Below are 25,862 nucleotides of genomic sequence, written 5' to 3'. Positions count from 1 at the left end.
ACGATTAAAGTTTAGCAAAACAACGCTCAGCTGCGGCTATAGTATTTTGTACTTCCTGCTCTGTGTGTGCAGCACATACAAATCCAGCCTCAAATGCTGACGGTGCAAGGTATACACCTTCTTCAAGCATAAGATGGAAAAAGCGTTTAAAACGCTCTAGGTCACACTCAGTTGCTTGTTTGTAAGTGGTTACTTTTTCTGCGTCAGTGAAGAAAAAGCCATACATGCCGCCCGCGTAGTTTGTTGTAAGAGCGATACCCGCTTTTTTAGCGCCTGCTTCAAAGCCTTCGCATATGGCTTTTGAAATCGCTTCCAGCTTATCGTGTAAACCCGGTTCACTTAATAGCTCTAATGATTTTAAACCTGCAGCCATAGCAATTGGATTACCCGACAGTGTGCCTGCTTGATATACTGGGCCAACAGGCGCAATGTAATCCATAATCTCGGTTTTACCGCCAAATGCGCCGACCGGCATGCCGCCGCCAATAACTTTACCTAAACAGGTTAAGTCTGGCTTTATGTTGTAATATGCTTGCGCGCCACCTAATGCTACGCGAAAACCTGTCATTACTTCATCAAAAATAAGTACCGACTTGTATTCATCACATACTGCACGTAGACCTTCTAAAAAGCCTTCAACAGGTGGAATGCAGTTCATGTTACCCGCTACAGGTTCAACGATAATACAGGCAATTTCGTCTGCGTATTTTTCAAAAATTGCTTTTACTTCTTCAATATTATTAAACGATACCGTTAATGTATGTTTAGCAAAATCTTCAGGAATACCTGGTGAATTAGGCACGCCCATAGTTAGAGCACCCGAGCCCGCTTTAACCAAAAGCGAATCGGCATGGCCGTGGTAACAGCCTTCAAATTTTAGGATTTTATCGCGGTTTGTAAATCCACGTGCTAGGCGAATTGCGCTCATTGTTGCTTCGGTACCAGAACTAACCATGCGCACTTTTTCAATTGACGGTACAAGCGCTTTTACTTTCTCAGCCATTAAAATTTCAGCTTCAGTTGGCGCGCCATAGCTAAGGCCGTTTTCAACTGCTTCATGAACCGCTTGTTTTATAGCAGGGTGATTGTGGCCCATGATCATTGGGCCCCACGAACCTACGTAATCAATATAACGATTACCATCGGCATCAAACGTGAATGCACCTTCTGCTTTTGTAATAAATAGTGGTGTGCCACCTACGCCATTAAAAGCGCGCACTGGTGAGTTTACGCCACCAGGAATAGAGGTTTGAGCGCGTTCAAATAAGTCTTGGCTAATTGTCATGAAAAATCCTATAAATTGTCACTTAAAAAAAGGTTAGCTGTCGCGTTTGCGGCTAAACCAAGGCACGTCTACTTCATATTGCTCAACTTTATTTTCTACGCCGAGCGTTAAAGCAAACAATGCCATACGAATTAATACGCCGTTTTGTACTTGGCGAAATATAGCTAAATTGTCGTTGCTGTTTAAGTCGTTATCAAGCTCGTTAGCTTCAGTACGACTATCACGAGGAAGCGGATGCATTAGCACCGAATTAGGCTTACAGTGTGCGTTATAAATTGACTGGCTAATTCTAAATCCGCCACGGTATTTGTTTGCTTCTTCTTGAGATGGAAAGCGTTCTTCTTGAATACGTGTTTGATACACAATATCGGCCGCTAAGTTCCCTTCCATTTTGTTAACTAGTTCAATTTTATGGCCAGCGTTTTCTACTGCATCTAAAATACTTGTTGGCATTTGCAAGCCATCGGGTGCCACCATTGAAAATTTAACGTTTTTGTAATGACACAATAGTTTTGATAGTGAATGAACAGTACGGCCATACTTCAAATCGCCAACCAAAGCGATGTGCATGCCATCAATGTTTTGATCAAATCGATGTAACTCACGTTCAATCGTTAGTAGGTCTAGCAGTGCTTGAGTAGGGTGTTCATTTGGGCCGTCACCGCCATTGATAACAGGGACGGTACAGCCTTCGGCAAATTCACTAACCGAACCTGCATCTGGATGGCGCATTGCCACTGCATCTGCATACGCTGATATAACACGCGCTGTATCGTACAAAGACTCACCTTTAGCAAGGGCTGAACTTTGCATGCCGGTTGTTTCACGCACGCCTCCACCGAGCAGGTTAAACGCAGTACCAAAGCTAACGCGTGTACGTGTGCTAGGTTCAAAAAACAAATTAGCTAAAATAGCGCCTTCAAGTACCGTTGTTTGCTTTTGCTTTTTAGCGTAAGGCTCCATCTTTTTTGCTACTGCAAAAATACGTTCAATGCAGTCTCTGTCTAACTGATTAACAGACAGAATATGTTCACCTTGGAAACTTAACATGGGGTTATTCCTAGTTTTTCAAAAGGGCGCGATAATCCATAAAATGGGGCACGCAATCGCGCATATTAGATTTTAAATAGTATGTAATTAATATGGTATTTGGTTGTACCAAAGCGCTTAAAGGCTCGGTTTAATTACTGCCAGTGCAACTATAATAAGCAGCGCGATAACAGGTAATTCATTAAAAATTCGGTAAAAACGATCTGTTTTAGTATTTCTGTCGTGTTTAAAGTCGGCTAATAATTTAAAACAGTACGCATGATACAAATATAAAATAATGACCAGTACAAGCTTGTAGTGCAGCCACATGCTGTATTTAAACCATTCACGACCATATTCAACAATTGTCAGTACACCAAAAAGGGCCGTTAAAATAGCAAATGGCGTTACAAAATAAAGGAGCCTGCGTTCCATTACTTTTAGCATAGAGTTACATGCACGCTCTTGGCTCATTGCGTGGTAAACAAATAATCGTGGTAAGTAAAAAATGCCTGCAAACCATGCAATCATAAAAAATATATGCAGCGTTTTATAAATCAGTAATGCGCTCATAGTAACCCTTATTATTTATAGTAAGCTGTTACGAATGGTCAAAATATGATGAATTTGATCCCAACGTAATAAGCCCATTATTTGTTGATTATCTAGTAGATTATGCACGTACAAAGCGCCACTTCGCTTGTCTTTTAGCATATCAAAGGCATCAGCTAACGTTGCTTGACTGCTTATACCTTGTAAATTTACATAGTTAAGATTTATTGCTTGGTCAGACATTAAGCTTAAATCGTATTCCGCGAGGCGATAACCGTTTTCTTCGTCAAACACAATGAGCGGTGTTTGGCTATCCATAGCGTCGAGCGTATTTTTTATTTGCTCTTTGTCGTTTGAAAAAAGCAATTTAAAGTTTTCATCCATATCATCCATTATCCCCACCTTTTGTAGTGCCTCAGTGGCGGGCGAAACATGATAGGGAAGGCCCTGAAAATCTAGTTGCTGCAAAAATATAGAGCGATTACCAAATACTTGTAATGCGGTTACATACGCCGTTGTTATAACAAGCATGGCCGGTACTATTATTTCAGGCGACGATGTAAGCTCCATCACTGTTGTTAACGCGGCAAGTGGAGCATGTAATGTCGCGGCCATTAATCCTGCCATGCCCAATACACCGTAGGTACCAGCGATATCAGTACCTGGGCTAATAAACTGGGCAAAAAATGCCATCATCGTTCCTACTAAAACGCCTAGACCAATAACGGGACCAATTAAACCACCCGGAATACCTAAACCTATCGCAAATAGCGTGGCTAGTAATTTTGCAATCAAGATAGTGGTAAGTAGCTGAACGTTATCAGGAGACTCCACCGCTATAGCGATTGCACTCATACCTGAGCCCATAGCTTGAGGAACGGCATAAGCAATCAAACTTGCAATACAACCTGCAATGAGTAAACGAGGGAACATGCTTAAAGGTTTAAAGGTTTTAATAATTAACATTAAGTTTTGATTAAAACTGTATGCTATCGCACCTAGTGCCATGCCGCATAAAATTAAATATGGATAGTGCCAGCCGCTCAAAGGAGCAATTGTTATGAGTGCAAGCTCTGACCCTTCGCCAAAGACGAACTGAGTAGCAAGCGCGCCTGTTACTGCAGCAAGCATAATAGGCACAAAAATATGAACTTTATATTCTCTTAACACCACTTCCATAACAAAAATAACGGCGGCAAGAGGTGTATTAAAGGATGCTGCAATACCCGCAGCAACACCACAGCCGCTTAAAGTACGCATGGCATTGTGAGGCAGGTGGAGTTTATCGGCTAAAATACTGGCTCCAGTCGCTCCCATATGAACAGATGGACCTTCACGTCCAACCGAAAAGCCACTGATTAATGCCAGAGCACCCCCAACAAATTGGTTGAGCGTATTGTATAAAGGCATTTGCCCGTAGTGACGTTTAATGCGATGAATTACGAATGGGATACCTAACCGATAATGTTTGAAACCAGTAAAAGCTGCAAATGAAGCAATTAAAAATGCGGCAATTAAAGGCATTAAAACGCGTTCAAGTGTAGGTAAGGTTGTGAAGTCGTCTGGTGTTTCTAAAAATAAGCTTTGAAAAAAAAGAATTGTTAGGCGGAATAAAATAATAAAAAATGCAGCAATTAACCCAGCAACTACGCCTAATAGGCATAATTGTACAGATGTTTTAGGTTGTGCGAGTCGACGCCTGAGCTGCTCCAGCCACATGCATTATTTCCTCAGTGCATTTTTCAGCTGTATTTTAGCAAAAGCCAACCACTAAGTCCTTGTGATTTTATAAAATTATTAGCTTAAATTAACTATTTAGGGAAAATAGTAAAACTAAGGCTTTTTAGTTAAAATAATTACTCATTTAATATGCCACTCGTTGCATATTAAAGTGCTGTATTTTTTAGTACACATAACTGATATTCAGACATTTTTTTAATGTATTTATGGATATAACTTAGAGCAAAGCGTTAATTGACTATACTTGATTAAAACACTCGGGTATTGGATAATCACACCATTACGATATTGAGGGTTTTAAAATGTCAGAAGAATTACCAATTCAGTTTAGCGATGCCGCTGCTGTTCGTGTTAAACAATTAATCGACGAAGAAGAAAACCCGGAACTGAAACTGCGTGTTTACGTAACCGGTGGTGGGTGTTCTGGCTTTCAGTACGGTTTTACTTTTGATGAAAAAGCAAACCCAGGCGATTTAGAAATTGTTAAAAATGGCGTAACTTTAGTGGTTGACCCCATGAGCATTCAATATTTAGTTGATGGTGTGGTTGACTATACTGAGGGCTTAGAAGGCGCGCGCTTTTTTGTATCTAACCCGAACGCAACCACGACGTGTGGGTGTGGCGCAAGCTTCAGTGTGTAAATACAGAACAATATATTAAAAGCCGCATTAGCGGCTTTTTTAATGCCTATAAATTAGTGGGAGCGTACTCTGTTATTTGCATTATTAATACAAAAAAACCTAATACAAATGCCGACAGCGCTAAAATATATAGAAAGCCTTTCTTACCTTGCTTAATAGGAACCCCATTGTGACGCAAGAAAAAGTACCACCCTGCGCATAAAATAATAGGTAATAAAAAAAGAAGCCTGAACATTATGTAACCTTTTCTGCGTTGATTATTGTCTAATATTAAACATAAAACGTTAATATGAAATAAATTTGTTATAAAAATTGTGTGCTAATATTTTAAGAATATTAAATTTATTTTTAATGATTTTGATAACTTAGCTGAAATATTCAGTGTTTGTAAATGTTTGCCTAGGTTGATTTTGAGTTGAAAAGACAATTAACTATTTAACCAAAGTGTTAATAGTATATAATGTATCCAAGAATGAGACGGGCAAAATTTCATTCTAATAACAAAAAACTTTTACCACATTTTAAGCGTCATTTTTTAGCTATGTGGGTGGGAGTGAGTAGCAACCAGTGCTTTAAGAAGCGATAGATTGCTATTTAAAACATAAGTTACTGCTTACTTGCCTACAGCTATGATCATGACTGCTGCTTTTGTGGGGTTGTCTAATCGTCTAGTAGGAGATGTAAAATGATGGGGAAAACTGTTTCTTCAGAAGAGAACGCTAAGTTAACAACATGGCTTAAAAGTAAACGCCATGAAAAAGGCCACACAATGAGAAGCCTTGCACAAGTGCTTGGAACACCTCACTCATTTATCGGCAAAATTGAAAATCAAGAACGCCGTTTAGATGTGGTTGAGTTTGTTCGTTATTGTACTGCGCTTGAAGTTGACCCACATGAAGCACTAAGCCTGCTTAAAGTAGATTAATAGTGTATTGCTTAGTTCATTTAGGGCATATTAAATGTGCTAAGCAAAATATTAATGCATGGATGCATTAAGCCTAATAATTACTATGGTAGTTTTTCTCAAGCTCATAAAGTTTATGTCTTATTGCATACAAAAACAGTAAAGAAGGGATCACCATTAAAGCGGTTAAAACAAAAAATAACGACCAATTTCCCATCAGCCAATCATCAATCACTACACCGCTGTAGCTCGAAAGTAATGTTCTACCCAAGTTCCCCAGCGATGCCAATAACGCATAATGTGTTGCGCTAAACGCTCTGTCACATAGCATAGATATAAATGCCACCATAGCAACTAAAGACCACGCTTGAGTAAAGCCATCAATTACGATAGCAAAAGCATATAAACCTAAGTTAGGACCTACTAATGCAATAGCAGAGAATGCTAAATTAGAAGCTGCCATGGCTACACCACTAACAAACAACCCTTTTACAATGCCATACTTTTGGTTAAACAAGCTGCCTACAAAGGTAAAGGCAATGGTAAGTACTGCGGTGCCTACTTTTGAAAAGGTTGCAATATCACTGTTACTGAAGCCAATTTCTTTATAAAAAACAATCGACATTCTTCCTAAAAAGGCCTCACCAATTTTAAATAAAAATATAAAAGCAAGTAATGCGAGTGCCGTTTTAACGCCGTTTTTTGCAAAAAAAGTTCTAAAAGGATCAATAACAGTGACCACCAACCAGGCAACTACTTTATTAATTGGGGTTTTATTAATAGTGGCAAGTTTTGCGATATATATACGCTCTAGTCCTTCGTGAACGGCTTCTCGGTTAGAGGCCGGCTCTTTGGCAAATAGAGCTCCACTCATGAGTAGCAGCATTACTGCGGCTAAAAAGTAATAAATTTGCGGCCAATCGAGCGAGGGAATATCCGCCAGATAAAATGGAATTGCGCCTAGTAACGCGTATCCAGTCCACCACCCGGAGGTGGCCATTGCCGCTGCTGCTGTGGCTTTGTGAGATTCATTCTCACTTAGTGTGTCTATTCTAAAGGCGTCTATTGCAATGTCTTGTGTTGCAGAGGCTACCGCTATTAGTAAGCAAATTGCAGCTACTAATGCTAAATTTTCTTTTAAATCAAGCCCTGCGAGTAATAATACACCAATAAATATAAAGCTTTGGCAAAAAAGAATCCAGCTACGGCGTTGGCCTAGCCACTTATATAAAATAGGCAGCTTTGTACGGTCGATTAAGGGCGACCACAGAAAGTTGATGCTGTAAGCGCCAAATACAATACCAAATAAGCCAATCATGCTTCGGCTCAGACCTTCATCTTTTAGCCATGCCGACATTACAGAGCCAATCAATACCCACGGAAAACCACTGCTAATACCGAAAATAAACACATTAATTAAACGTTTATCTTTAAAATACGAAAAGTATTCGCTGAAAGAGAGAGTATTGCTCATAGGGCCTTCATTGGCGAGTGGGCGCAGCTTTACTGCACCTCATTAATTATAATGGTGTTGGTTCAATCATTTTAATATTTAAAATAACCACCGGTGTTTCTGGTACAAAGTCATAACCAATTTTTTCATTATAAACTGTTTTAACAGCCATAATTTTATCTAGGGTTTCGTATCCTTCCATTACAGTTCCAAATACCGCAAACCCCCAATCTCTTCCTGGGTTTAAATGGTCATTGTTATCCATGTTAAAGAAAAACTGGCGAGTACCTGAGTGCGGTTGTCTGTCTTGGTATGCCATGGCAATGCTGTACATATCATTCTTTAGGCCGTTCCCGCTTTCATTAAAAATAGGGTCATTTTGATGTAAACCTTCCATGTCTTTGTCATATCCACCACCTTGAATAACAAAGTCGCGCTCGTTTTCTTCGTCGCGTTCCACGCGATGAAAAATACTACCCTGATAACTTTTATCTGAAATATAAGTTAAAAAGTTATTGACTGTAATAGGGGCCCGAGAACGGTCTAGCTCAACAATAATGCTGCCTAGCGATGTTACTATTTCAACACGTGGAAACATATTGTCTTTTTGTACAAATCTGCCCTCTTGAGCTGCTAGACTTGCGGCGCTCAAACACAGGGCTAAACAAAGTATAAAAAATCGTTTCATGGTTAACCTTCTAAAAACTGTATTAATTCAGGGTCAGACACAATGCGGGTTATCATTTGTTCAGTCAACTTATTGAGTTGACCTTCTATTTTTGCTCTGTCATGTCCAAGCGGGCCTTCTAGCGCTGCATTACCGCTATACTGTTTAGTAAAATTACTTGTAGCACGAACTACACGAACACTCAGTTCAATTTTAGCTTCACTTTTATGGCTTACTAAGGTTTCAGTAACCACTGCTTGTAAGGCATTTATATCTAGCTCAAATCGAGTAGTTGCTAAATTTGAAATACTTGCACCATTGCGGCTAAGAGCACTGTCAAGAGCACTTTTAATTGACTCAGTAATACCTTGGCTGGCAAATGTTTTTGTTTTGTCCGAGTCAACTAGAGTGAGGGTCGATGTATCGCCACGTACATCAATAACACTCGTGCTCAGGCTGCTATTTATAGTGCTTACTTGGCCATTTTGGTAAACTGGGTTAAGTATTACTTGGCTAGGTTGGTTTGCACAGCCTGCTAAAATAAAAAATGCAGCACAGCCAAATATACGGTTTATTATTGTCATTGTTACAACACCCCACTATTTTTAGTTGAACTTAAAACCACAAACTTTTTGTTTGAACCTAATAGCTTACAGTTACCAAACATACGGTTTAACTTGTCATGATAGTCAAGATGGCGATTACCAATAATACGTAGCTCTCCGCCTTCTTTTAATGTGTCCTTAGCTTGTTTAAACATTTGCCAAGCAATGTGATCGGTAACCGCTTGTGCTTGGTGAAAAGGGGGATTACATAGCACCATATCTACACTGTTTTTTTCAAAGCCGGTTAGGCAGTCATTTTCGATAAATTCGCAATCATCAAATCGTTCTGCCATGTTTTGCTCTACGTTAAGTCGTGCAGACTCAACCGCCATGTATGACTCATCAACAAACGTTACTGAGGCTTTAGGGCAGCGTGCCAAGGTCATAACACCTACCACGCCATTACCACAACCCAAATCAACAATGTGCTTAGCTTTTGGTGTTTGCGGCAAGTAGTTAAAAAAGAATCGAGCACCAATATCTAATGAATCACGCGAAAACACATTTGCATGATTTGTAATGGTAAACTCGGTGCCTTCAAGTTGCCACGAAACAGGATAATCAGCGGCTTTATAACCGCCTTTTGCACTGCTCAATATAAGACGTGACTTTTTCACAGCTAAGCTTGTTTTAGTTTCACCAATAAACTGTTCAAAAGCCTTAATTGTCGAGTTATGAATATCTTTAGTTTTACCTGCAGCAATAACCGGTGTGCCTGGTGCAAGCACTTCGCTTAACTCACTTAGTTGAAATTGTAAAAAGCCAACATTACGAGGTATTTTTATTAATACTAAATCAATATCCTCCGGTAACGCTGATAAGCTATCCAATTGCGTAAATTGAGTTGTAGATAGCTTGTTTTCTTGTAGGTTATACGCCGCCGCTTGATGGCTAATATAAGAGTCGTTAACTGAACAAACCGTTAACTGATTAAAACTACAGGCAAGGGCACCAAAGCTATCGTTTAAAATAAGCAATGAGCGACAATCAGGATGATGTTCGTTAACATAATTGATAAGGTACTCATCGCCCGAATCCCACGCTTGTAAGCTGCGGTTTTTTTGATCCAAAGGGAAGCGTTCAAGAGTAAAAGTTTTATCGCCTAGCTGGGCTTGGGTCGTCATAGTGGTTTTGTATCAGTAAACTAATGTAGGTAAATTCTAACATGCAACGGCAAAACGCCAACCCCCAACAGTTACCAAATGGCTTTTCTTATCAAACAAAGGCGCTTAGCGCGCAAAAAAGCCTCGATTTATTTTACTATCTACAAAAAAACCTTAACTGGCAGCAGCCAGAAGTCACTGTTTACTCTAAAACAAGGCCGATCCCACGACTACAATGTTTTATTAGCGACCATGAAATTGAATACGGCTATTCAAATAGTAAGTTAATAACTGAACCTTGGCCAAGTATATTAATGGCAATGCGAAAACGATTAGAGGCACATTTAAACCAGCCTTTTAATTCGTTGTTAGTTAATTATTATCGTGATGGCAACGACACCATGGGGTGGCACAGTGATGATGAGATAGAGTTGGGTCAGCAACCCACAATTGTGTGCATATCACTTGGGGCAGAGCGAGTATTAAAGCTTAAAGATAAGGCCAGTAATAAAGTAACGGATCTAAAATTACACAGTGGTAGTTGTTTGGTTATGAGTGGCAATAGTCAGCGAGATTTTCAGCATGCTATTTTAAAGCAAACAACCTTAGCTCATCCACGCATAAGTTTAACCTTTAGGTATATAAAACAAGGTTAGTTGAGTAATTTAGTTAGCCAACGGGCAGGGCAGCTTGCTATGATAAGTTCATAAATTAGCTATAAATAATGGTTTGATATGTCAATGCAGCAACAAATCCAAGAAAAAATCAGCAATGCTATAGCGTGTAAGCATTTAAACGTAATTAACGAAAGTCATATGCATAGCAAGGGTACTGACTCACATTTTAAAGTTATAGTGGTCAGCGAAGAGTTTTTAGGTAAGCGCCTTCTGCAACGTCATCGTCAAATTAATGAAATTTTAAAAGATGAACTTGCAAATGACATACATGCATTGGCTATTCATACTTACACTCCTGATGAATACGCTGAGCATGATAGTGAAGTACCTGCGTCGCCAAACTGTTTAGGTGGGTCTAAATTAGATTGATTAATTGAGGTTTGACAGCTATTTACCCCGGTATTTAACTGATCAGATCAGTGTTTTAAGTATTAGCCTTTAAACTAGCGCTAATTTTTTAGTAAAGATATAGGATCATCAATGGTCATTAAGCCAAAAATTCGTGGATTTATTTGTACAAACGCTCACCCAGTAGGTTGTAGCGAACATGTGCAAGAGCAAATTAACTATGTAAAACAACAAGGCGCATTAAAAAATGCGCCAAAAAATGTGTTAGTTATTGGTGCATCTACAGGCTACGGCTTGGCATCGCGTATTACGGCAGCATTTGGTGGCGGTGCTAAAACATTGGGTATCTTCTTTGAAAAAGAAGGCACCGAGCGTAAAACAGGATCGGCGGGTTGGTATAATACAGCTGCTTTTCAAAATGCAGCAGACGAAGCCGGTTTGTGGTCTAAAAATATCAACGGTGATGCCTTTTCAAACGAAATAAAACAAAAAGCAATTGATACGATTAAAGCGGATTTAGGCAAGGTTGATCTGGTTATTTACAGTTTAGCGTCGCCTCGTCGTACTGACCCAAACACGGGTGAAGTTTACTCATCAACGTTAAAGCCAATCGGCAACGCAGTTACAACAAAAAATCTAAATACGTCAAAGCGTGAAATTGACGAAATTACTGTAGAAGCTGCCACACAAGACGATATCGATAACACGATTAAAGTAATGGGTGGTGAAGATTGGGAAATGTGGATTGACGCTTTAAAAGAAGCCGACGTACTTGCTGATAACTTTAAAACGACTGCTTATACTTACATCGGTAAAGAGTTAACGTGGCCAATTTACGGGCACGCGACTATTGGCAAAGCAAAAGAAGACTTAGACCGCGCAACGGCTGCGATTAAAGAATCAACTAAAGCGTTAAACGGTCAAGCGTATGTTTCGTCACTTAATGCGGTTGTAACACAAGCAAGTTCTGCTATACCAATTATGCCATTGTATATTTCTGCTTTATTTAAAGTTATGAAAGCGGACGGAACATACGAGGGCACCATTGAGCAAATTCATGGTTTGTTTACCGAAAACCTGTACGGTGAAGCGCCGCGTTTTGATGACGGCGGGCACTTATTCCAAAACTACAAAGAGCTTGAAGATGATGTTCAAGCACGTATTCAAACTGTATGGGATAAAGTAGATACCAGCACGATTGATGAACTGACAGATTACGCTGGTTACCATAATGAATTTTTACGCTTATTTGGTTTTGGCATTGAGTCAGTTGATTACGAGCAAGACGTAGAGCCAGTTCAAACAATTGCAAATATGATTGATTAGTCAATTAATTGAATAGTCAGGGCTTGTTGTCTTTCTTGGTAAAATGTTGAGTAACCAGTTTGGAATTTCGGTAATGCAGAGCTGATGTTTTGTGGTTATTGCCCATAAATAAGTATTATTGCTAAACAGGTACCGCCTTAAGATTCAGCAAGCTTTAATCCTATAAAGTCAACATACCCTAATTTAAAAGTCGCATCATGCGACTTTTTTCAATTAAAAAACCTCATTCTTTGCTTAAGCTACCACTTTGGTCTAACTTAAATTTTATTAAATCTAGCTAACAAAACCAAATAAGCGTTTCAGTCGTATAATTTTCATAAATACACTCGCATAGTCACCCACAATGGTGTTAAAATTAAGGCAATATGTGAAGAGTTTTTACCGCGTTGCCTGTTTAATAACCAAAGCGAGTTTTTCTTTTATACATTGAAATAACTTGGGGTAGCTTAAATGGCGACGTGGTTGGTACGATTTTTCAGTTTCTTTCCGTTAATGTAGTGCAAGTGCGTATGATCAACATAAAAAAAGGTCTGGATTTACCATTAGATGGCGCACCTCAGCAAGTTATTCACGACGGTTCACCCGTCAAAAGAGTAGCCGTGCTAGGTGAAGAGTTTATAGGTATGCGTCCAACCATGCATATTCGTATGGATGACCAAGTTAAAAAAGGCCAGGTACTTTTTGAAGATAAAAAGAACCCAGGCGTCCTATTTACCGCACCAGCTTCTGGTGTTGTAAAAGAAATAAATCGTGGTGCTAAACGTGTGCTGCAATCTGTTGTTATTGAAGTAAACGGCAGTGAGCAAATCACCTTTGACTCTTTCTCTGAGGCTGAGCTTACAAGCTTAGACCGTGAAAAAGCCAAAGAAGTACTAATTCAGTCAGGTCAATGGACAGCACTACGTGCTCGCCCATTCAGCAAAGTAGCGGCTGTGGATGCAAATCCTAGCTCTATATTTGTAACCGCTATAGACACTAACCCTCTTGCTGCAGATCCTGCAGTGATTATTGCTGAAAATGCGCAAGCGTTTGAAGCGGGTTTAGCAGTTGTATCGCGTTTGACCGACGGAAAAGTATTTGTTTGTAAGCAAGCTGGTAGCCAAATTCCTAGCTCATCTATTGCTCAAGTAGAAGTACATGAGTTTGGTGGTGTGCATCCGGCTGGCCTTGTAGGCACTCATATTCATAACCTTGACCCTGTATCTGCTAGCAAGCAAGTGTGGCATATCGGTTACCAAGACGTTATTGCGTATGGTCACCTTTTCCTTAGTGGTGAAATTTACACAGATCGTGTTGTTTCTCTTGCAGGTCCACGCGTTAAAAATCCACGTTTAGTGAAAACACAATTAGGTGCTTCATTAGATGATTTAGTGGCAGGTGAATTAGAAGACGGTGATAACCGTGTTATCTCTGGTTCTGTACTTGCCGGTGCTACGTCGTCTGGTGTTCATGCATTCTTAGGTCGTTACCATGTTCAAGTATCTGTTTTACTTGAAGGTCGCGAAAAGGAATTGTTTGGCTGGATTGCACCAGGTAGTGATAAATTCTCTGTAACGCGTACATTCTTGTCTCACCTTACACCGAGTCGTTTATTTAAAATGACAACGTCTACGGGTGGTTCAAAACGTGCCATGGTTCCACTTGGAAGTTATGAGCGTGTTATGCCACTAGATATTTTGCCAACACTATTATTACGTGACTTACTGTCTCGTGATTTAGACAGTGCAATTTCATTAGGTGCGCTTGAATTAGATGAAGAAGATTTAGCGTTATGCACCTTCGTTTGTCCTGGCAAATACGAGTACGGCGCAGCCCTACGCGATTGCTTAACTACGATCGAGAAGGAAGGCTAAAATGGGTTTAAAAACTTTCTTAGAAGATATCGAGCCGCATTTTGAACCAGGTGGAAAACACGAAAAATGGTACGCACTGTATGAAGCAGCGGCGACTATTTTTTACACACCGGGTTATGTAAATAAAGGCTCAACTCACGTTCGCGATAACATCGACCTAAAACGTATGATGATTTTAGTGTGGATGGCGACGTTCCCTGCCATGTTCTTTGGTATGTTCAATATTGGTCATCAAGCTGCTATGGCACTTGGTAATGGCTTTGAACTAGCTAACATTTGGCAAGTAGGTTTATTCCAGCTACTAGGCGGTGATTTAACTGCTGATGCCGGTTGGGGCGCAAAAATGTTCTACGGAGCCTGTTTCTTCCTACCTATCTATGCAACAACGTTTGTTGTTGGTGGTTTTTGGGAAGTGTTGTTTGCTTCAGTGCGTAAGCATGAAGTTAATGAAGGTTTCTTCGTAACATCAGTGCTGTTTGCACTAATTTTGCCTGCAACAATTCCTCTATGGCAAGTTGCACTAGGTATTACTTTCGGTGTTGTAATCGCAAAAGAAATATTTGGTGGTACTGGTCGTAACTTCTTAAACCCTGCACTTGCAGGTCGTGCATTTTTATTCTTCGCATACCCAGCGCAAATTTCAGGTGACACCGTATGGACAGCAGTAGATTCATTCTCTGGTGCAACTATGCTAGGTCAAGCATTTGCAGGTACGTTAGGTGGTGACTTAGGTTACGCTAACATGCAAATGTGGTGGAATGCGTTCTACGGCTTTATCCAAGGTTCTATGGGTGAAACGTCAACGCTTGCTGTGCTTATTGGTGGTTTGTTCTTAATCTACGTTCGTATAGCTTCGTGGCGTATTGTACTAGGTGTATTCCTAGGTATGGTGATCACATCATCAATACTAAATACAATTGGCTCAGAAACTAACGCAATGTTTGCTATGCCTTGGTACTGGCACATGGTGCTAGGTGGTTTTGCATTTGGTATGTTCTTTATGGCTACAGACCCTGTATCTGCTGCATTTACTGATAAAGGTAAATTGGCATACGGCGCGCTTATTGGCTTTATGGTTATCATGATCCGTGTTGTTAACCCTGCATACCCAGAAGGCATCATGCTGGCAATCTTGTTTGCTAACTTGTTTGCACCATTATTCGATCACTTTGTAGTGCAAGCTAATATCAAGCGGAGGTTGGCACGTAATGTCTAGTAATAACGAATCAATTGGCAAAACGCTAGCTGTTGTTGTCTCATTATGTTTGGTGTGTGCAGTCATTGTATCGCTAACATCTGTACAACTTCGTCCTTTGCAAAAAGCAAATAAGGCAAAAGATATTCAAAGTAATATTTTAGCTGCTGCAGGCATTAGCAAAGTTGATAACGTTGCTGAAACGTTTGAAGCTAAAATCGAAACACGCTTTATAGATATGCAAAGCGGTGATTTTGCAGATCCTGTAGAAGACTTTGACTTTGAAAAAAGCAAATATGATGCAGAGCTAAGCAAATCTTTAAAAGAGAATGGTATTAAGGACATCGCTGGTATTCAACGTATTACCAAACGTGCGCCTGTTTATATCTCTAAAAAAGACGATGGCTCTACTGATGCAATTATCCTTCCTATCCAGGGTTATGGTTTATGGGGTTTGATGTACGGTTTTATCTCGCTTGAAAGCGATGGCGAAACAATTAAGGACATCATCTTCTACAAGCATAATGAAACACCTGGTTTAGGTGGTGAAATTCAAAACCCACAGTGGACTGCAACGTGGGAAGGTAAAGAGTTACCAATCCAGATCGTTAAAGGAACTGCGGGCGGTGATGAGCATAAAATCGATGGTCTTTCAGGTGCTACATTAACATCTAACGGTGTTGATCACGCGGTTGATTTTTGGACCGGCGAAAACGGCTTTGGCCCTTTCCTTGCTAAAGTACGTAATGGAGCATTGAAATAATGGCTGATACTAAAGAAATGAAGGCGGTCCTGTTTGGGCCAGTTTTCGCTAACAACCCAATTGCACTTCAAGTACTCGGTATTTGTTCTGCGCTGGCTGTAACGTCTAGCTTAAAAAATGCATTAATCATGTCAATAGCTTTGACATTGGTAACCGCGTTTTCAAGCCTTTTTATCTCGACTATTCGTAACCACATCCCATCGTCAGTACGTATTATCGTACAAATGACAATTATTGCGTCATTAGTAATCGTAGTTGACCAAGTACTGCAGGCTTTCTCTTACGCTACGGCAAAAGAGCTGTCTGTATTTGTTGGTCTAATTATTACTAACTGTATCGTGATGGGTCGTGCTGAAGCTTATGCGATGAAGTCGCCACCATTAATGTCTTTCCTTGATGGTATTGGTAACGGATTAGGTTACTCTGTAGTACTTCTTACTGTTGGTTTCATTCGTGAGCTATTTGGTAAGGGTTCACTATTCGGTGTTGATATTATTCCATTAGTACAAAATGGTGGTTGGTACCAACCTATGGGTCTATTGATCTTACCACCGAGTGCATTCTTCATCATTGGTTTATTCATTTGGGTACTTCGTACTTATAAGAAAGACCAAGTAGAAGCTAAAGCGTAAGGGGCGATAAGTGGAACATTATATTAGTTTATTTGTAAAAGCCGTTTTTATTGAAAACTTAGCTTTAGCGTTCTTCCTAGGTATGTGTACTTTCTTAGCCGTGTCTAAAAAAGTAACTACATCAATTGGCCTAGGTGTAGCGGTTATTGTTGTTTTAGGTATTTCTGTACCAGTTAACAACTTGGTTTACCATGCGGTATTAGCACCAGGTTCACTTGAGTGGCTTGGTTACCCAGAAGCAGATCTTAGCTTTTTACGTTTCTTAACTTTCATTGGTGTTATTGCAGCACTAGTGCAAATTCTTGAAATGGCATTAGATAAGTTCTTCCCGCCACTATACAACGCATTAGGTATTTTCTTACCATTGATCACAGTTAACTGTGCAATCTTTGGTGCGGTAGCTTTCATGGTTGAGCGTAACTATAACTTCGGCGAGTCTGTTGTATATGGTATTGGCGCTGGTGTGGGCTGGGCGCTTGCAATTACATTACTTGCAGGTATCCGTGAGAAAATGAAGTATTCAGACGTACCAGATGGTTTACGTGGTTTAGGTATTACCTTTATCACTGTTGGCTTGATGGGTCTTGGCTTTATGTCATTCTCTGGTATTTCACTGTAATAATAGCGAGGTCAATCATGGATATTTTCTTAGGCGTTGGTGTTTTTATCGCTATCGTTGTAATACTAGTTCTAATCATCATTGGTGCTAAGTCTAAACTAGTTGCAAGCGGTGATATCATCATCGGTATTAATGGCGATGCAGACAAAGCCATTAAAACATCAGCAGGTAGTAAGCTATTAGGTGCACTATCTGAGTCGGGTATTTTCGTATCTTCTGCTTGTGGTGGCGGTGGCTCTTGTGGCCAGTGTCGTGTTCACATAAAAGAAGGTGGCGGCGATATTCTACCAACTGAACTTGATCACATTTCTAAAGGTGAAGCCCGCGAAGGTTGTCGTTTAGCGTGTCAGGTAAATGTTAAAAATGACATGGAAATTGAACTTGAAGAGTCAATTTTCGGTGTTAAAAAATGGGATTGTGAAGTTATCTCTAACGATAACAAAGCAACGTTCATTAAAGAACTGAAGCTACAAATTCCAGATGGCGAATCAGTGCCTTTCCGTGCGGGTGGTTACATCCAAATAGAAGCACCAGCTCACCATGTTAAATACGCAGATTTCGATGTTCCTGAAGAGTATCGTGGCGACTGGAATCATTTTGGTTTCTTTGACCTGGAGTCAAAAGTAGACGAAGAAACAATTCGTGCTTACTCAATGGCTAACTACCCAGAAGAAGAAGGCATCATCATGCTTAACGTGCGTATTGCTACGCCGCCGCCAAGAAACCTAAGCCTACCTTGTGGTAAAATGTCATCGTACATTTGGTCACTTAAAGAAGGTGATAAAGTTACTATTTCAGGTCCATTTGGTGAGTTCTTCGCTAAAGAAACTGACGCTGAAATGGTGTTTGTAGGTGGTGGTGCAGGTATGGCACCAATGCGTTCACATATCTTTGATCAACTTAAACGTTTAAATTCTAAGCGTAAGATGAGTTTTTGGTATGGTGCGCGTTCTAAGCGTGAAATGTTCTACGTTGAAGATTTTGACGGCCTAGCTGCTGAAAACGATAACTTCGTTTGGCACACAGCGCTTTCAGATCCACAACCTGAAGATAACTGGGAAGGCTATACTGGCTTTATCCATAACGTGTTATTTGAGAACTATCTTAAAGAGCACGAAGCGCCGGAAGATTGTGAGTTCTACATGTGTGGTCCTCCAATGATGAACGCGGCAGTTATCAATATGCTTAAAGATTTAGGTGTTGAAGACGAAAATATCTTATTAGATGATTTCGGTGGCTAACACGCATATCAAAACAGATTAGTTTTGGTTAAAATATCAGCCTCGTAGCACTGTGTGTTACGAGGCTTTTTTATTATTATTTATTAATTTTTAACCTATTAAGTAGGGTTGTTATGAACAAAGTAAATACTCCCCAGGGCATAATCGCCTTATTTATTATTACGCTGACTTTACTGTTATCTGGATGCGCAGAATCGGTTCCAAAGGAAACCTATTTAGAAGGTAAAACCATGGGGACTACCTATCATATTAAATACTATGACGAGCAAGAGGAAATATCTGCTCTTCAAATACAAGAACAAATAGATGCTGTATTAGTCAACGTAAACCAGTCTATGTCTACATACATTAAAGACTCGGAGATAAATACATTTAATCGCTTGCCAGCAAATCAATTTATGCCAATAAGTGAAGACTTCAGGGCTGTTATAAGCGAATCAATTCGGATCGGTGAATCTACCAATACACTTGATGTAACAATGGGACCATTAATTGATTTATGGGGATTTGGCCCTGATAAAAAGCCGACCAACCGACCAACCGATAGTGAGCTTCAGGCAATGATTGCAAACATTGGTGTAGATAAGCTTGTTTTAAATGAACAAGGCTTAGCAAAAACAGTTGATGGGCTTGAATTATCATTTTCTGCAACAGCAAAAGGATACGGCATAGATAAAGTTGCGCAATTATTAGAAAGACGCGGTATTACTAACTACATGGTTGAAATTGGTGGTGAGCTTCGTATATCTGGTGAAAAGCCGAATGGTCAAGGATGGGTAATAGCAATAGAGCAACCTGATGCAGAGCCTGGTAAGCGTGAAGTGCACCGTATTTTGTTACCTGGCACAATGGGAATTGCAACCTCTGGTGATTACCGCATCTTTTATATTATGGATGGCGAAACTTACACGCACTTGATTGATCCGCTTACGGGAATGCCAATAAAGCACGACCTAGTTTCTGTAACGGTATTACACCCAAGTGCAATGACCGCAGATGGCTTAGCAACTGCATTAACCGTTATGGGGATGGAAAAAGCGCAAGCTTATGCACAAGATAATAATTTGGCTGTGTATTTGATTGCTAAATCGCCTGATGGCTTAGTTACGTATTCAAGTCCTGCATTTGAACCCTACTTGTAAGTGTTTAAAGCTGGTTTATTTCCATAGAGGTTGGGTATATAATATCAACTGCTCAAAAATAGTTTGAGCTTAATTTATTGCTGATCAATAGGGGCTAAGCAATGTCACTTTTTTTTCTTACTTTTGGCTTACTAATTTTAATTGTTACAGCAATGGCTGTAGGTATGATCGTGCAAAAAAAATCAATGGCGAGTAGCTGTGGTGGATTAGGTTCGGTGGGTATAGACAAAGCCTGTGATTGCGATGATCCTTGTGACAAGCGTAAAAAGCGCTTAGCTAAAGAGCAAGCTTGGAAAGAAAACCAAATAATTTAAATATTTTTTTAGAACAAAAAGCGCTTTTATAGCGCTTTTTTTGTGCCTGTTTTTCAGAGGCTAATACAAGTTCAATTTGAAAAGTTCATTTTATTTAATAAGAAACAGACTAGCTTATTTGTAAATTACAGCTATAAAACAATAACTTACTTAGATTCATGCTAAAGCGTTGAGTTGTTCTATGCCTAATAACATAAAGATTTATCTAGTACCTTATAAGTAGATAATTAGTTACTAAAAAGCATGACTATTAGACTAAGGTCTATAGTTTAGTTTTTTTCATCTATCAGGTTTATTTTTATCGCTTGTGAAATTTGAGTAATAACTCTAAAGTTAACCCATAGACACAGTTAAGGGCTTAATTAGTAGCTCTAGTGTAGTAAAAGCGTGTTTATAGGCAATGGCCAGAATTCGTTAGTGTATTACTAATACAAAGAATCTTTATATTGTGTGTGAAGATGTTGTCAGTGTGAAAGGCAACTCAAGTTCGGTGGTGACTTAACTTGGGTTGTTTTTATTTCCCTACAATTGCCACGCAGTGTAAAACCAAAATCTTTATATTGTGTGTGAAGATGTTGTCAGTGTGAAAGGCAACTCAAGTTCGGTGGTGACTTAACTTGGGTTGTTTTTATTTCCCTACAATTGCCGCGCAGTGTAAAACTAGAATCTTTATATTGTGTGTGAAGATGTTGTCAGTGTGGAAGGCAACTCAAGTTCGGTGGTGACTTAACTTGGGTTGTTTTTATTTCCCTACAACTGCCACGCAGTGTAAAACCAAAATCTTTATATTGTGTGTGAAGATATTATTAGTGTGTAAACGGCTTAAATTCAATTATGTTGAGTTTAAGCCGTTTTTATTTCAGCTACTTTAAAGTAATTTCATTTCCTATAGTTACTCATACCAATCTGCAATAATATTTAATCATTTTAGCGAGGCTAAGGGTCTAGCTATCTATAATATAAAACTCTCATTCAGAACAATTAAACAGCTAACGTAGTACTTAGCTATCAACGCGTTTCCATCCCTCAAAGTACATCACTTAATTAGGCAAATTGGTGTAATCAAAAAAATAACCTAGCAACAACATACGTACTCGCTTTGAAAAACTGTCCTTTAATTTCATCTTATAATTTAATAACTATTAATTATACCTAAGAGTAAATAGGTTATTTAAGTAAGCTTTCGGCATCATAAAAGAGAGGCTTTAAGGTTCCACAGTTTATAAATTTGTAGGTGAGTTCGTTTTCAGGAGGAACACGTTTTGATGTGCGAACCTTTTGCATACAAGCATTAACTAAGTCCACAAATATTAAGTGGTTAAAGCTTGGAGCTTTTTGAATTTTATGTACATAAATACGCTCTGTACCGTTTAACTCAATCATATCGTACTCGTGCCATTGTGAAGATTCGCTTAGCTCATCAAGTTCTCTGGCGTACAGTTGCTTATCAAGCTCAAGCTGCTTGGCTTCATAAATTAAACTACCGCCTTGACGATAATCACCTTCGTATACGTCGGCTGTAATTGTTATTTCGTCCCCGCGCATTAAATGTTGAATATTAAACTTTTGCGGTTTTATAGTGATCATATCGGCATTTTTCACAAAGCTTAAAAAAGCAACATTTGAGTTTTTTACTTCGTAAACAACTTGCAGGTCGTGTGGTGATCTATAAGAAGGAAGATTAATAGCAAAGATGGAAGACCCTCTATTAACTAGTGCCATGGGGTGAACTGCATTGTAGCTAGGGTCTAGCGGTGGAAGTTCTACCTTTTCTTCTTCAGCAAACGCTGTTGCACTGAACACAAGCAACAATAAAGTAAATATTAAACGCATAATAACCCCAATTAATTTATAGGCTTAAATTGTAGTATAAAGTTTATATAACTCATATTTTAATAGGCATTATACCGGCCAAAATATTCACCTATTTTGTGTTGATTGAGTTTAGTAGAGTGCGAGCATTTAAATATAGGTTTGTATTATCGGGGTTTGACGAATTAGTAACCCAAACAACATGCCCTTTTTTATTTATAAACAATGTAGTTGGTGTGCCGCGTATTCCTAGTTGTGTCGCAATTTCATCGGCTTGTATTGCGGTTTTAAATGTATAGCCCCTATTGGTTAATGCTTTGGCGGGGAAGGCGTTATCATCTTCTTTAAAACTTACAGCTATTACGTTTAAGCCCATGTTGTGTATTTTTTGAAGGGCGGGTTGTAACTTTTTACAATAAGGACACCATGTAGCCCAAAAATGTAAAACATAAGGTTGGCCTAATAACTCCTGAGTTTTTATATTTGTACCATCGGCCATGTTTAATGTAAAAGGTGGTAGTTTAGGATGGTTTGAGTCGAGAGCAGGCTGCTCCGCAAAGACTGTTAAACTTAAAAGGATAAGTGTTATAGCTGCAAAAATGTGTTTCATAAACGTGTCGCTTTTATTTTGTTAGCAAATAAGAACGACAATATTGGGTTTTTATTTCATTTTAAAAACGTGCTGCTTGTTCAATCACTATGCCATGGCGCTGCGCAAGGCGAAGGTGGTCTTTATCGTAACCGCCACCAATAACAGTTGCCACAGGTATGTTGTGATCAAGGCAGCGTTTTAAAACCAGATGATCACGTTTAGCAATCCCATCCCAGCTTATGTCTAATTTACCTAAGCCATCGTTTTGCCAAATATCTACACCGGCATCGTACAGCACTAAGCTTGGGTTTAGTTCTTTAAGTAGGTAGCTTAAGGTATCGTCAACAATAGCTAAGTATTCTGCATCTTGCATATGATTTGCTAAGCCAATATCCAAATCGCTGGCCGACTTCCTAAACGGGAAGTTTTTTTCACAGTGTATTGAACAGGTATAGGCATAGGGCTGATGTGCAAGCATAGCGGCGGTGCCATCACCTTGATGTACGTCTAAATCAAAAATAAGCACATTGGTTACTTCACCGCTATCAATCAAGGTTTGAGTGGTAAAGGCTAGATCGTTCACCATGCAATATCCTGAGCCAAAATCAAAGTGCGCATGATGCGTGCCCCCTGCTAGGTGACAGGCTATACCGTGTTTTAGCGCTAAACGTGCGGTTTGTAATGTGCCTTGCGGTGCAGTAAAAGTGCGCGCCATTAACTGGGGTGACCAAGGTAATCCTATGCGGCGCATGGCTTTATCGTCTAAGCGGTTGTTCCATAAATCGTGAATATAGTTGTCGCAATGTACTCGCTCTAAAGGCTCGGGAGAGCCTAAAATAGGCTGTGTGAGGTTATTGCCAATTAAGCCTAGTTTTTTAACGTGTGCGTATAAATTTGCAAACTTACTCATTGCAAAACGATGCTTAGGATCAAAACTAAACGAGTAGTTTGGATGGTACACTAACGGTAAATGAGGATTTAAGTTCATGTTCACATAGGCTATAAAGTTTGCCTTATGGTAATCAACTCACTTTAAAGAGTCTATTGTGAGTCGTGAATAAGCATCTCTAATTCACGATGAAGTAACTCATCGTCCGCTAAGTTTAGCTCTATCAGTCGTTTTAGGTAGGAAATACTATCAATATCAATATGCTTACACTTTAAACCAATGTGATTGGCTTCTATATGGCAAATAGTTGTCTCCATTTTTATTTCAATTTCGCTGTCGGGTAAAATAAAACGCAGTATTGCATCGTTCTCTGTTTGATCATTTAACACATCACATTTGCTGATCAATGCGCCGTGCAATGAAATATCAAGCAGGGTACATGGGTACTCATTTTCTTGAAAAATTATGTGTGCATCGGTTGAAAATAAAATACGAGAAAATTGACGACGTTCTTGCATGACTTTGCCTTATTGTTTTTTATTAATCATAGCCTGTAATTAAATAGATGCTAGCACGAAATTAACGGATGTTTTTCAGTTATAAAAAACCCTGCGCAAAAGCAGGGTTTTAAGAGTATTTTAGTTAATTTAGCGATTAACCAATCTTTTTGTATTTAATACGTTTTGGTTGAGCTGCTTCTGCACCATAGGTTTTTTTAAGCCACTCTTCGTATTCAGTATAGTTACCATCGAAAAAGTTAATTTGCCCTTCGTCGCGGTAATCTAAAATGTGCGTAGCAATACGGTCAAGGAACCAACGGTCATGCGATATACACATTACACAGCCTGGGAATTCTAAAATAGCATTCTCAAGTGCACGTAATGTTTCAACGTCTAAATCATTGGTTGGCTCATCCAGTAGCACTACGTTGCCACCCGCTTTTAACAGCTTAGCAAGGTGTAAACGGTTACGCTCACCGCCCGATAAGTCTTTTACAAACTTTTGCTGATCGTTACCTTTAAAGTTAAAACGGCTAACGTATGCACGGCTTGGGAATTCAAAGTTACCAATTTTTAGTACGTCTTGTCCGTCAGATATTTCTTGGAATACTGTTTTGCTTTCGTCCATATCGTCGCGGAACTGATCAACCGTTGCTAGTTGTACTGTTTCACCAACGTTAACACTACCGCTATCTGGCTGCTCTTCGCCACTTAACATTTTAAATAGTGTCGATTTACCTGCACCGTTGGCGCCAATAATGCCCACAATAGCGCCTTTTGGCATGGTAAAGCTTAAGTCGTCTATTAATACGCGGTCGCCAAAGCTTTTACGTAAGTTAGTCACTTCTAATACTTGGTCACCTAAACGTGGACCAGGTGGAATAAATAGCTCGTTTGTTTCGTTACGTTTTTGGTAATCAGATTGCTGTAGTTCGCTAAACTGTGCCATACGTGCTTTTGACTTAGCTTGGCGGCCTTTAGGATTTGAACGCACCCATTCAAGTTCTTGAGCAATTGATTTTTGACGTGCTTTTTCAGATTTTTGTTCTTGCTGTAAGCGCGCGTCTTTTTGTTCAAGCCAAGAAGAGTAGTTACCTTCCCATGGAATACCTTCACCACGGTCAAGCTCTAGTATCCAGCCAGCTACATTATCAAGGAAGTAGCGGTCATGCGTTACTGCCACTACAGTGCCTTCGTAGTCATGTAAGAAGCGCTCTAGCCATGCAACCGACTCAGCATCTAAGTGGTTAGTAGGCTCATCAAGAATAAGCATGTCTGGCTTTTCTAGTAACAAACGACAAATAGCAACACGGCGGCGCTCACCACCTGACAGGTGCTCAATTTTAGCATCCCACTCAGGTAAACGAAGTGCATCAGCAGCACGCTCTAATACGTTATCGATATTATGGCCATCGTGCGCTTGAATAACCGCTTCTAATTCACCTTGCTCTTTAGCCAGTGCATCAAAGTCAGCACCTTCCATTGCGTACTCGTTGTACACTTCGTCAAGGCGATTAAGGGCGTGTTTTACTTCGCCAACAGCTTCTTCAACTATTTCTCGTACTGTTTTGCTTTCGTCTAGTACTGGCTCTTGTGGTAAGTAACCAATTTTAGTACCAGGTTGAGGACGCGCCTCACCTTCAAAGTCTTGGTCAACACCGGCCATAATGCGTAGCAATGACGATTTACCAGAACCATTTAAACCAAGCACACCAATTTTGGCGCCAGGGAAAAAGTGCAACGAAATATCTTTTAAAATTGTGCGCTTAGGCGGCACAACTTTAGATACTCGACTCATTGAGAAAATAAACTTATCAGGTAAAACCATGGAGGAAAGCCTTCAAACAATAATAAAAATTTCAATGTTGTATTGTAGTTGTTGAGAGGTGAAACAGTCAACGAATGGCGGGTGGGAATATCTGTTTATCGTTTTACCTTGTTAAATGTATAGTTTTATTTGGGTGTGCTAACGTATTTACA

The 25,862-nt window shown here is 39.6% G+C and carries 27 protein-coding genes; 13 read left to right on the top strand and 14 right to left on the bottom strand.

Annotated features, from left to right (window positions below; translation table 11 throughout):
* Window positions 1–4 precede the first annotated feature (4 nt).
* The 4 genes from hemL to AC27I2_RS14170 all read right to left on the bottom strand — a co-directional run bounded on the left by hemL (window position 5) and on the right by AC27I2_RS14170 (window position 4,585).
* A complete protein-coding gene (gene hemL / locus AC27I2_RS14185; RefSeq protein ID WP_058404985.1) occupies window positions 5–1,285 on the bottom strand; it encodes a glutamate-1-semialdehyde 2,1-aminomutase in 1,281 nt (426 codons plus the stop codon).
* A 33-nt stretch (window positions 1,286–1,318) separates the two neighbouring features.
* Window positions 1,319–2,335, bottom strand: a complete 1,017-nt coding sequence (locus AC27I2_RS14180) for an aspartate carbamoyltransferase (protein ID WP_006791507.1) — start codon at window positions 2,333–2,335, stop codon at window positions 1,319–1,321.
* Between the two features lie 117 nt (window positions 2,336–2,452).
* On the bottom strand, window positions 2,453–2,887 hold the full coding sequence (locus AC27I2_RS14175) for a CopD family protein (RefSeq protein WP_058404986.1): 435 nt from the start codon (window positions 2,885–2,887) through the stop codon (window positions 2,453–2,455).
* Between the two features lie 15 nt (window positions 2,888–2,902).
* Window positions 2,903–4,585, bottom strand: coding sequence for a chloride channel protein (locus tag AC27I2_RS14170; RefSeq protein WP_058404987.1), 1,683 nt, complete (start codon window positions 4,583–4,585; stop codon window positions 2,903–2,905).
* A gap of 323 nt (window positions 4,586–4,908) precedes the next feature.
* On the opposite strand from AC27I2_RS14170, the gene erpA reads away from it, so the two are divergent.
* A complete protein-coding gene (gene erpA, locus AC27I2_RS14165; RefSeq protein ID WP_006791504.1) occupies window positions 4,909–5,247 on the top strand; it encodes an iron-sulfur cluster insertion protein ErpA in 339 nt (112 codons plus the stop codon).
* A gap of 46 nt (window positions 5,248–5,293) precedes the next feature.
* Here the strand turns inward: erpA and AC27I2_RS14160 are convergent, their stop codons facing one another.
* Window positions 5,294–5,482 (bottom strand): hypothetical protein, encoded by a 189-nt coding sequence (locus tag AC27I2_RS14160; protein ID WP_058404988.1) that lies wholly within the window; start codon window positions 5,480–5,482, stop codon window positions 5,294–5,296.
* 450 nt (window positions 5,483–5,932) lie between these two features.
* Here AC27I2_RS14160 and AC27I2_RS14155 point away from each other — a divergent pair, with 450 nt between their 5' ends.
* Window positions 5,933–6,172, top strand: coding sequence for a helix-turn-helix domain-containing protein (locus tag AC27I2_RS14155; RefSeq protein ID WP_006791502.1), 240 nt, complete (start codon window positions 5,933–5,935; stop codon window positions 6,170–6,172).
* A gap of 73 nt (window positions 6,173–6,245) precedes the next feature.
* Here the strand turns inward: AC27I2_RS14155 and AC27I2_RS14150 are convergent, their stop codons facing one another.
* From AC27I2_RS14150 to AC27I2_RS14135, 4 genes are read right to left on the bottom strand one after another with little or no spacing between them, the layout of a single operon-like run.
* Complete coding sequence (locus tag AC27I2_RS14150) at window positions 6,246–7,625, bottom strand: AmpG family muropeptide MFS transporter (protein WP_487204635.1); 1,380 nt, start codon at window positions 7,623–7,625, stop codon at window positions 6,246–6,248.
* Between the two features lie 46 nt (window positions 7,626–7,671).
* Complete coding sequence (locus AC27I2_RS14145; protein WP_058404989.1) at window positions 7,672–8,292, bottom strand: peptidylprolyl isomerase; 621 nt, start codon at window positions 8,290–8,292, stop codon at window positions 7,672–7,674.
* A 2-nt stretch (window positions 8,293–8,294) separates the two neighbouring features.
* A complete protein-coding gene (locus tag AC27I2_RS14140) occupies window positions 8,295–8,855 on the bottom strand; it encodes a YajG family lipoprotein (RefSeq protein ID WP_487204634.1) in 561 nt (186 codons plus the stop codon).
* A gap of 2 nt (window positions 8,856–8,857) precedes the next feature.
* Window positions 8,858–10,000 (bottom strand): methyltransferase, encoded by a 1,143-nt coding sequence (locus AC27I2_RS14135; protein WP_058404991.1) that lies wholly within the window; start codon window positions 9,998–10,000, stop codon window positions 8,858–8,860.
* A gap of 41 nt (window positions 10,001–10,041) precedes the next feature.
* Between AC27I2_RS14135 and AC27I2_RS14130 the strand changes: the two genes are divergently transcribed.
* The 11 genes from AC27I2_RS14130 (at window position 10,042) to nqrM (ending at window position 20,089) form a co-directional block, all read left to right on the top strand.
* Entirely contained in the window at window positions 10,042–10,635 is a 594-nt protein-coding gene (locus AC27I2_RS14130) for an alpha-ketoglutarate-dependent dioxygenase AlkB family protein (RefSeq protein WP_487204633.1), read from the top strand.
* Between the two features lie 78 nt (window positions 10,636–10,713).
* Complete coding sequence (locus AC27I2_RS14125; protein WP_058404993.1) at window positions 10,714–11,025, top strand: BolA family protein; 312 nt, start codon at window positions 10,714–10,716, stop codon at window positions 11,023–11,025.
* A 111-nt stretch (window positions 11,026–11,136) separates the two neighbouring features.
* Window positions 11,137–12,330: an enoyl-ACP reductase FabV gene (fabV, locus tag AC27I2_RS14120; RefSeq protein ID WP_487204632.1), complete on the top strand. Its 1,194-nt coding sequence runs from the start codon at window positions 11,137–11,139 to the stop codon at window positions 12,328–12,330.
* A gap of 509 nt (window positions 12,331–12,839) precedes the next feature.
* Window positions 12,840–14,183, top strand: a complete 1,344-nt coding sequence (locus tag AC27I2_RS14115) for a Na(+)-translocating NADH-quinone reductase subunit A (protein WP_219423037.1) — start codon at window positions 12,840–12,842, stop codon at window positions 14,181–14,183.
* A gap of 1 nt (window position 14,184) precedes the next feature.
* The gene (locus AC27I2_RS14110) at window positions 14,185–15,399 is read left to right on the top strand and encodes an NADH:ubiquinone reductase (Na(+)-transporting) subunit B (RefSeq protein WP_006791493.1); all 1,215 of its coding nucleotides are present in this window, start codon (window positions 14,185–14,187) and stop codon (window positions 15,397–15,399) included.
* On the top strand, window positions 15,392–16,141 hold the full coding sequence (locus tag AC27I2_RS14105) for a Na(+)-translocating NADH-quinone reductase subunit C (protein ID WP_010556997.1): 750 nt from the start codon (window positions 15,392–15,394) through the stop codon (window positions 16,139–16,141). The genes AC27I2_RS14110 and AC27I2_RS14105 overlap by 8 nt, the downstream gene beginning before the upstream one ends.
* Window positions 16,141–16,773: an NADH:ubiquinone reductase (Na(+)-transporting) subunit D gene (locus AC27I2_RS14100; protein WP_006791491.1), complete on the top strand. Its 633-nt coding sequence runs from the start codon at window positions 16,141–16,143 to the stop codon at window positions 16,771–16,773. The genes AC27I2_RS14105 and AC27I2_RS14100 overlap by 1 nt, the downstream gene beginning before the upstream one ends.
* A 10-nt stretch (window positions 16,774–16,783) precedes the next feature.
* Window positions 16,784–17,392, top strand: coding sequence for an NADH:ubiquinone reductase (Na(+)-transporting) subunit E (nqrE, locus tag AC27I2_RS14095; protein WP_006791490.1), 609 nt, complete (start codon window positions 16,784–16,786; stop codon window positions 17,390–17,392).
* 17 nt (window positions 17,393–17,409) lie between these two features.
* Window positions 17,410–18,633, top strand: a complete 1,224-nt coding sequence (nqrF, locus tag AC27I2_RS14090) for an NADH:ubiquinone reductase (Na(+)-transporting) subunit F (RefSeq protein ID WP_058552184.1) — start codon at window positions 17,410–17,412, stop codon at window positions 18,631–18,633.
* A gap of 113 nt (window positions 18,634–18,746) precedes the next feature.
* Window positions 18,747–19,775: an FAD:protein FMN transferase gene (locus AC27I2_RS14085; protein ID WP_487204631.1), complete on the top strand. Its 1,029-nt coding sequence runs from the start codon at window positions 18,747–18,749 to the stop codon at window positions 19,773–19,775.
* Between the two features lie 101 nt (window positions 19,776–19,876).
* Window positions 19,877–20,089, top strand: a complete 213-nt coding sequence (gene nqrM, locus AC27I2_RS14080; protein ID WP_058404997.1) for a (Na+)-NQR maturation NqrM — start codon at window positions 19,877–19,879, stop codon at window positions 20,087–20,089.
* Window positions 20,090–21,256: 1,167 nt separating this feature from the next.
* Here the strand turns inward: nqrM and AC27I2_RS14075 are convergent.
* From AC27I2_RS14075 to ettA, 5 genes are all read right to left on the bottom strand, one after another.
* On the bottom strand, window positions 21,257–21,922 hold the full coding sequence (locus AC27I2_RS14075; RefSeq protein ID WP_487204630.1) for a hypothetical protein: 666 nt from the start codon (window positions 21,920–21,922) through the stop codon (window positions 21,257–21,259).
* Between the two features lie 91 nt (window positions 21,923–22,013).
* On the bottom strand, window positions 22,014–22,511 hold the full coding sequence (locus tag AC27I2_RS14070) for a TlpA disulfide reductase family protein (RefSeq protein ID WP_487204629.1): 498 nt from the start codon (window positions 22,509–22,511) through the stop codon (window positions 22,014–22,016).
* A 61-nt stretch (window positions 22,512–22,572) separates the two neighbouring features.
* Window positions 22,573–23,481 carry a histone deacetylase family protein gene (locus AC27I2_RS14065; RefSeq protein WP_487204628.1) on the bottom strand — a complete coding sequence of 303 codons (909 nt, stop codon included), beginning with the start codon at window positions 23,479–23,481 and terminating at the stop codon, window positions 22,573–22,575.
* Window positions 23,482–23,534: 53 nt separating this feature from the next.
* On the bottom strand, window positions 23,535–23,900 hold the full coding sequence (locus tag AC27I2_RS14060; protein WP_058552192.1) for a PilZ domain-containing protein: 366 nt from the start codon (window positions 23,898–23,900) through the stop codon (window positions 23,535–23,537).
* Window positions 23,901–24,036: 136 nt separating this feature from the next.
* Entirely contained in the window at window positions 24,037–25,710 is a 1,674-nt protein-coding gene (ettA, locus tag AC27I2_RS14055) for an energy-dependent translational throttle protein EttA (RefSeq protein ID WP_006791482.1), read from the bottom strand.
* Between the last annotated feature and the right edge of the window lie 152 nt (window positions 25,711–25,862).

The sequence above is a fragment of the Pseudoalteromonas sp. NH0006-46 genome (genome assembly GCF_057547735.1).
The sequence above is the reverse complement of the archived record's forward strand: the minus strand, read 5'-3'. Positions and strand labels throughout refer to the sequence as shown.

Bases quoted from the DNA above. Each gene is read 5' to 3' on its own strand.
- AC27I2_RS14155 (WP_006791502.1), top strand. From the start codon at position 5,933: ATGATGGGGAAAACTGTTTCTTCAGAAGAGAACGCTAAGTTAACAACA.
- fabV (WP_487204632.1), top strand. From the start codon at position 11,137: ATGGTCATTAAGCCAAAAATTCGTGGATTTATTTGTACAAACGCTCAC.
- AC27I2_RS14160 (WP_058404988.1), bottom strand. From the start codon at position 5,482: ATGTTCAGGCTTCTTTTTTTATTACCTATTATTTTATGCGCAGGGTGG.
- nqrF (WP_058552184.1), top strand. From the start codon at position 17,410: ATGGATATTTTCTTAGGCGTTGGTGTTTTTATCGCTATCGTTGTAATA.
- AC27I2_RS14145 (WP_058404989.1), bottom strand. From the start codon at position 8,292: ATGAAACGATTTTTTATACTTTGTTTAGCCCTGTGTTTGAGCGCCGCA.
- AC27I2_RS14170 (WP_058404987.1), bottom strand. From the start codon at position 4,585: ATGTGGCTGGAGCAGCTCAGGCGTCGACTCGCACAACCTAAAACATCT.
- ettA (WP_006791482.1), bottom strand. From the start codon at position 25,710: ATGGTTTTACCTGATAAGTTTATTTTCTCAATGAGTCGAGTATCTAAA.
- hemL (WP_058404985.1), bottom strand. From the start codon at position 1,285: ATGACAATTAGCCAAGACTTATTTGAACGCGCTCAAACCTCTATTCCT.
- AC27I2_RS14150 (WP_487204635.1), bottom strand. From the start codon at position 7,625: ATGAGCAATACTCTCTCTTTCAGCGAATACTTTTCGTATTTTAAAGAT.
- AC27I2_RS14060 (WP_058552192.1), bottom strand. From the start codon at position 23,900: ATGCAAGAACGTCGTCAATTTTCTCGTATTTTATTTTCAACCGATGCA.
- AC27I2_RS14180 (WP_006791507.1), bottom strand. From the start codon at position 2,335: ATGTTAAGTTTCCAAGGTGAACATATTCTGTCTGTTAATCAGTTAGAC.
- AC27I2_RS14085 (WP_487204631.1), top strand. From the start codon at position 18,747: ATGAACAAAGTAAATACTCCCCAGGGCATAATCGCCTTATTTATTATT.
- erpA (WP_006791504.1), top strand. From the start codon at position 4,909: ATGTCAGAAGAATTACCAATTCAGTTTAGCGATGCCGCTGCTGTTCGT.
- AC27I2_RS14110 (WP_006791493.1), top strand. From the start codon at position 14,185: ATGGGTTTAAAAACTTTCTTAGAAGATATCGAGCCGCATTTTGAACCA.
- AC27I2_RS14115 (WP_219423037.1), top strand. From the start codon at position 12,840: ATGATCAACATAAAAAAAGGTCTGGATTTACCATTAGATGGCGCACCT.
- AC27I2_RS14135 (WP_058404991.1), bottom strand. From the start codon at position 10,000: ATGACGACCCAAGCCCAGCTAGGCGATAAAACTTTTACTCTTGAACGC.
- nqrM (WP_058404997.1), top strand. From the start codon at position 19,877: ATGTCACTTTTTTTTCTTACTTTTGGCTTACTAATTTTAATTGTTACA.
- AC27I2_RS14105 (WP_010556997.1), top strand. From the start codon at position 15,392: ATGTCTAGTAATAACGAATCAATTGGCAAAACGCTAGCTGTTGTTGTC.
- AC27I2_RS14125 (WP_058404993.1), top strand. From the start codon at position 10,714: ATGTCAATGCAGCAACAAATCCAAGAAAAAATCAGCAATGCTATAGCG.
- AC27I2_RS14175 (WP_058404986.1), bottom strand. From the start codon at position 2,887: ATGAGCGCATTACTGATTTATAAAACGCTGCATATATTTTTTATGATT.
- AC27I2_RS14070 (WP_487204629.1), bottom strand. From the start codon at position 22,511: ATGAAACACATTTTTGCAGCTATAACACTTATCCTTTTAAGTTTAACA.
- AC27I2_RS14130 (WP_487204633.1), top strand. From the start codon at position 10,042: ATGCAACGGCAAAACGCCAACCCCCAACAGTTACCAAATGGCTTTTCT.
- AC27I2_RS14100 (WP_006791491.1), top strand. From the start codon at position 16,141: ATGGCTGATACTAAAGAAATGAAGGCGGTCCTGTTTGGGCCAGTTTTC.
- AC27I2_RS14140 (WP_487204634.1), bottom strand. From the start codon at position 8,855: ATGACAATAATAAACCGTATATTTGGCTGTGCTGCATTTTTTATTTTA.
- AC27I2_RS14065 (WP_487204628.1), bottom strand. From the start codon at position 23,481: ATGAACTTAAATCCTCATTTACCGTTAGTGTACCATCCAAACTACTCG.
- AC27I2_RS14075 (WP_487204630.1), bottom strand. From the start codon at position 21,922: ATGCGTTTAATATTTACTTTATTGTTGCTTGTGTTCAGTGCAACAGCG.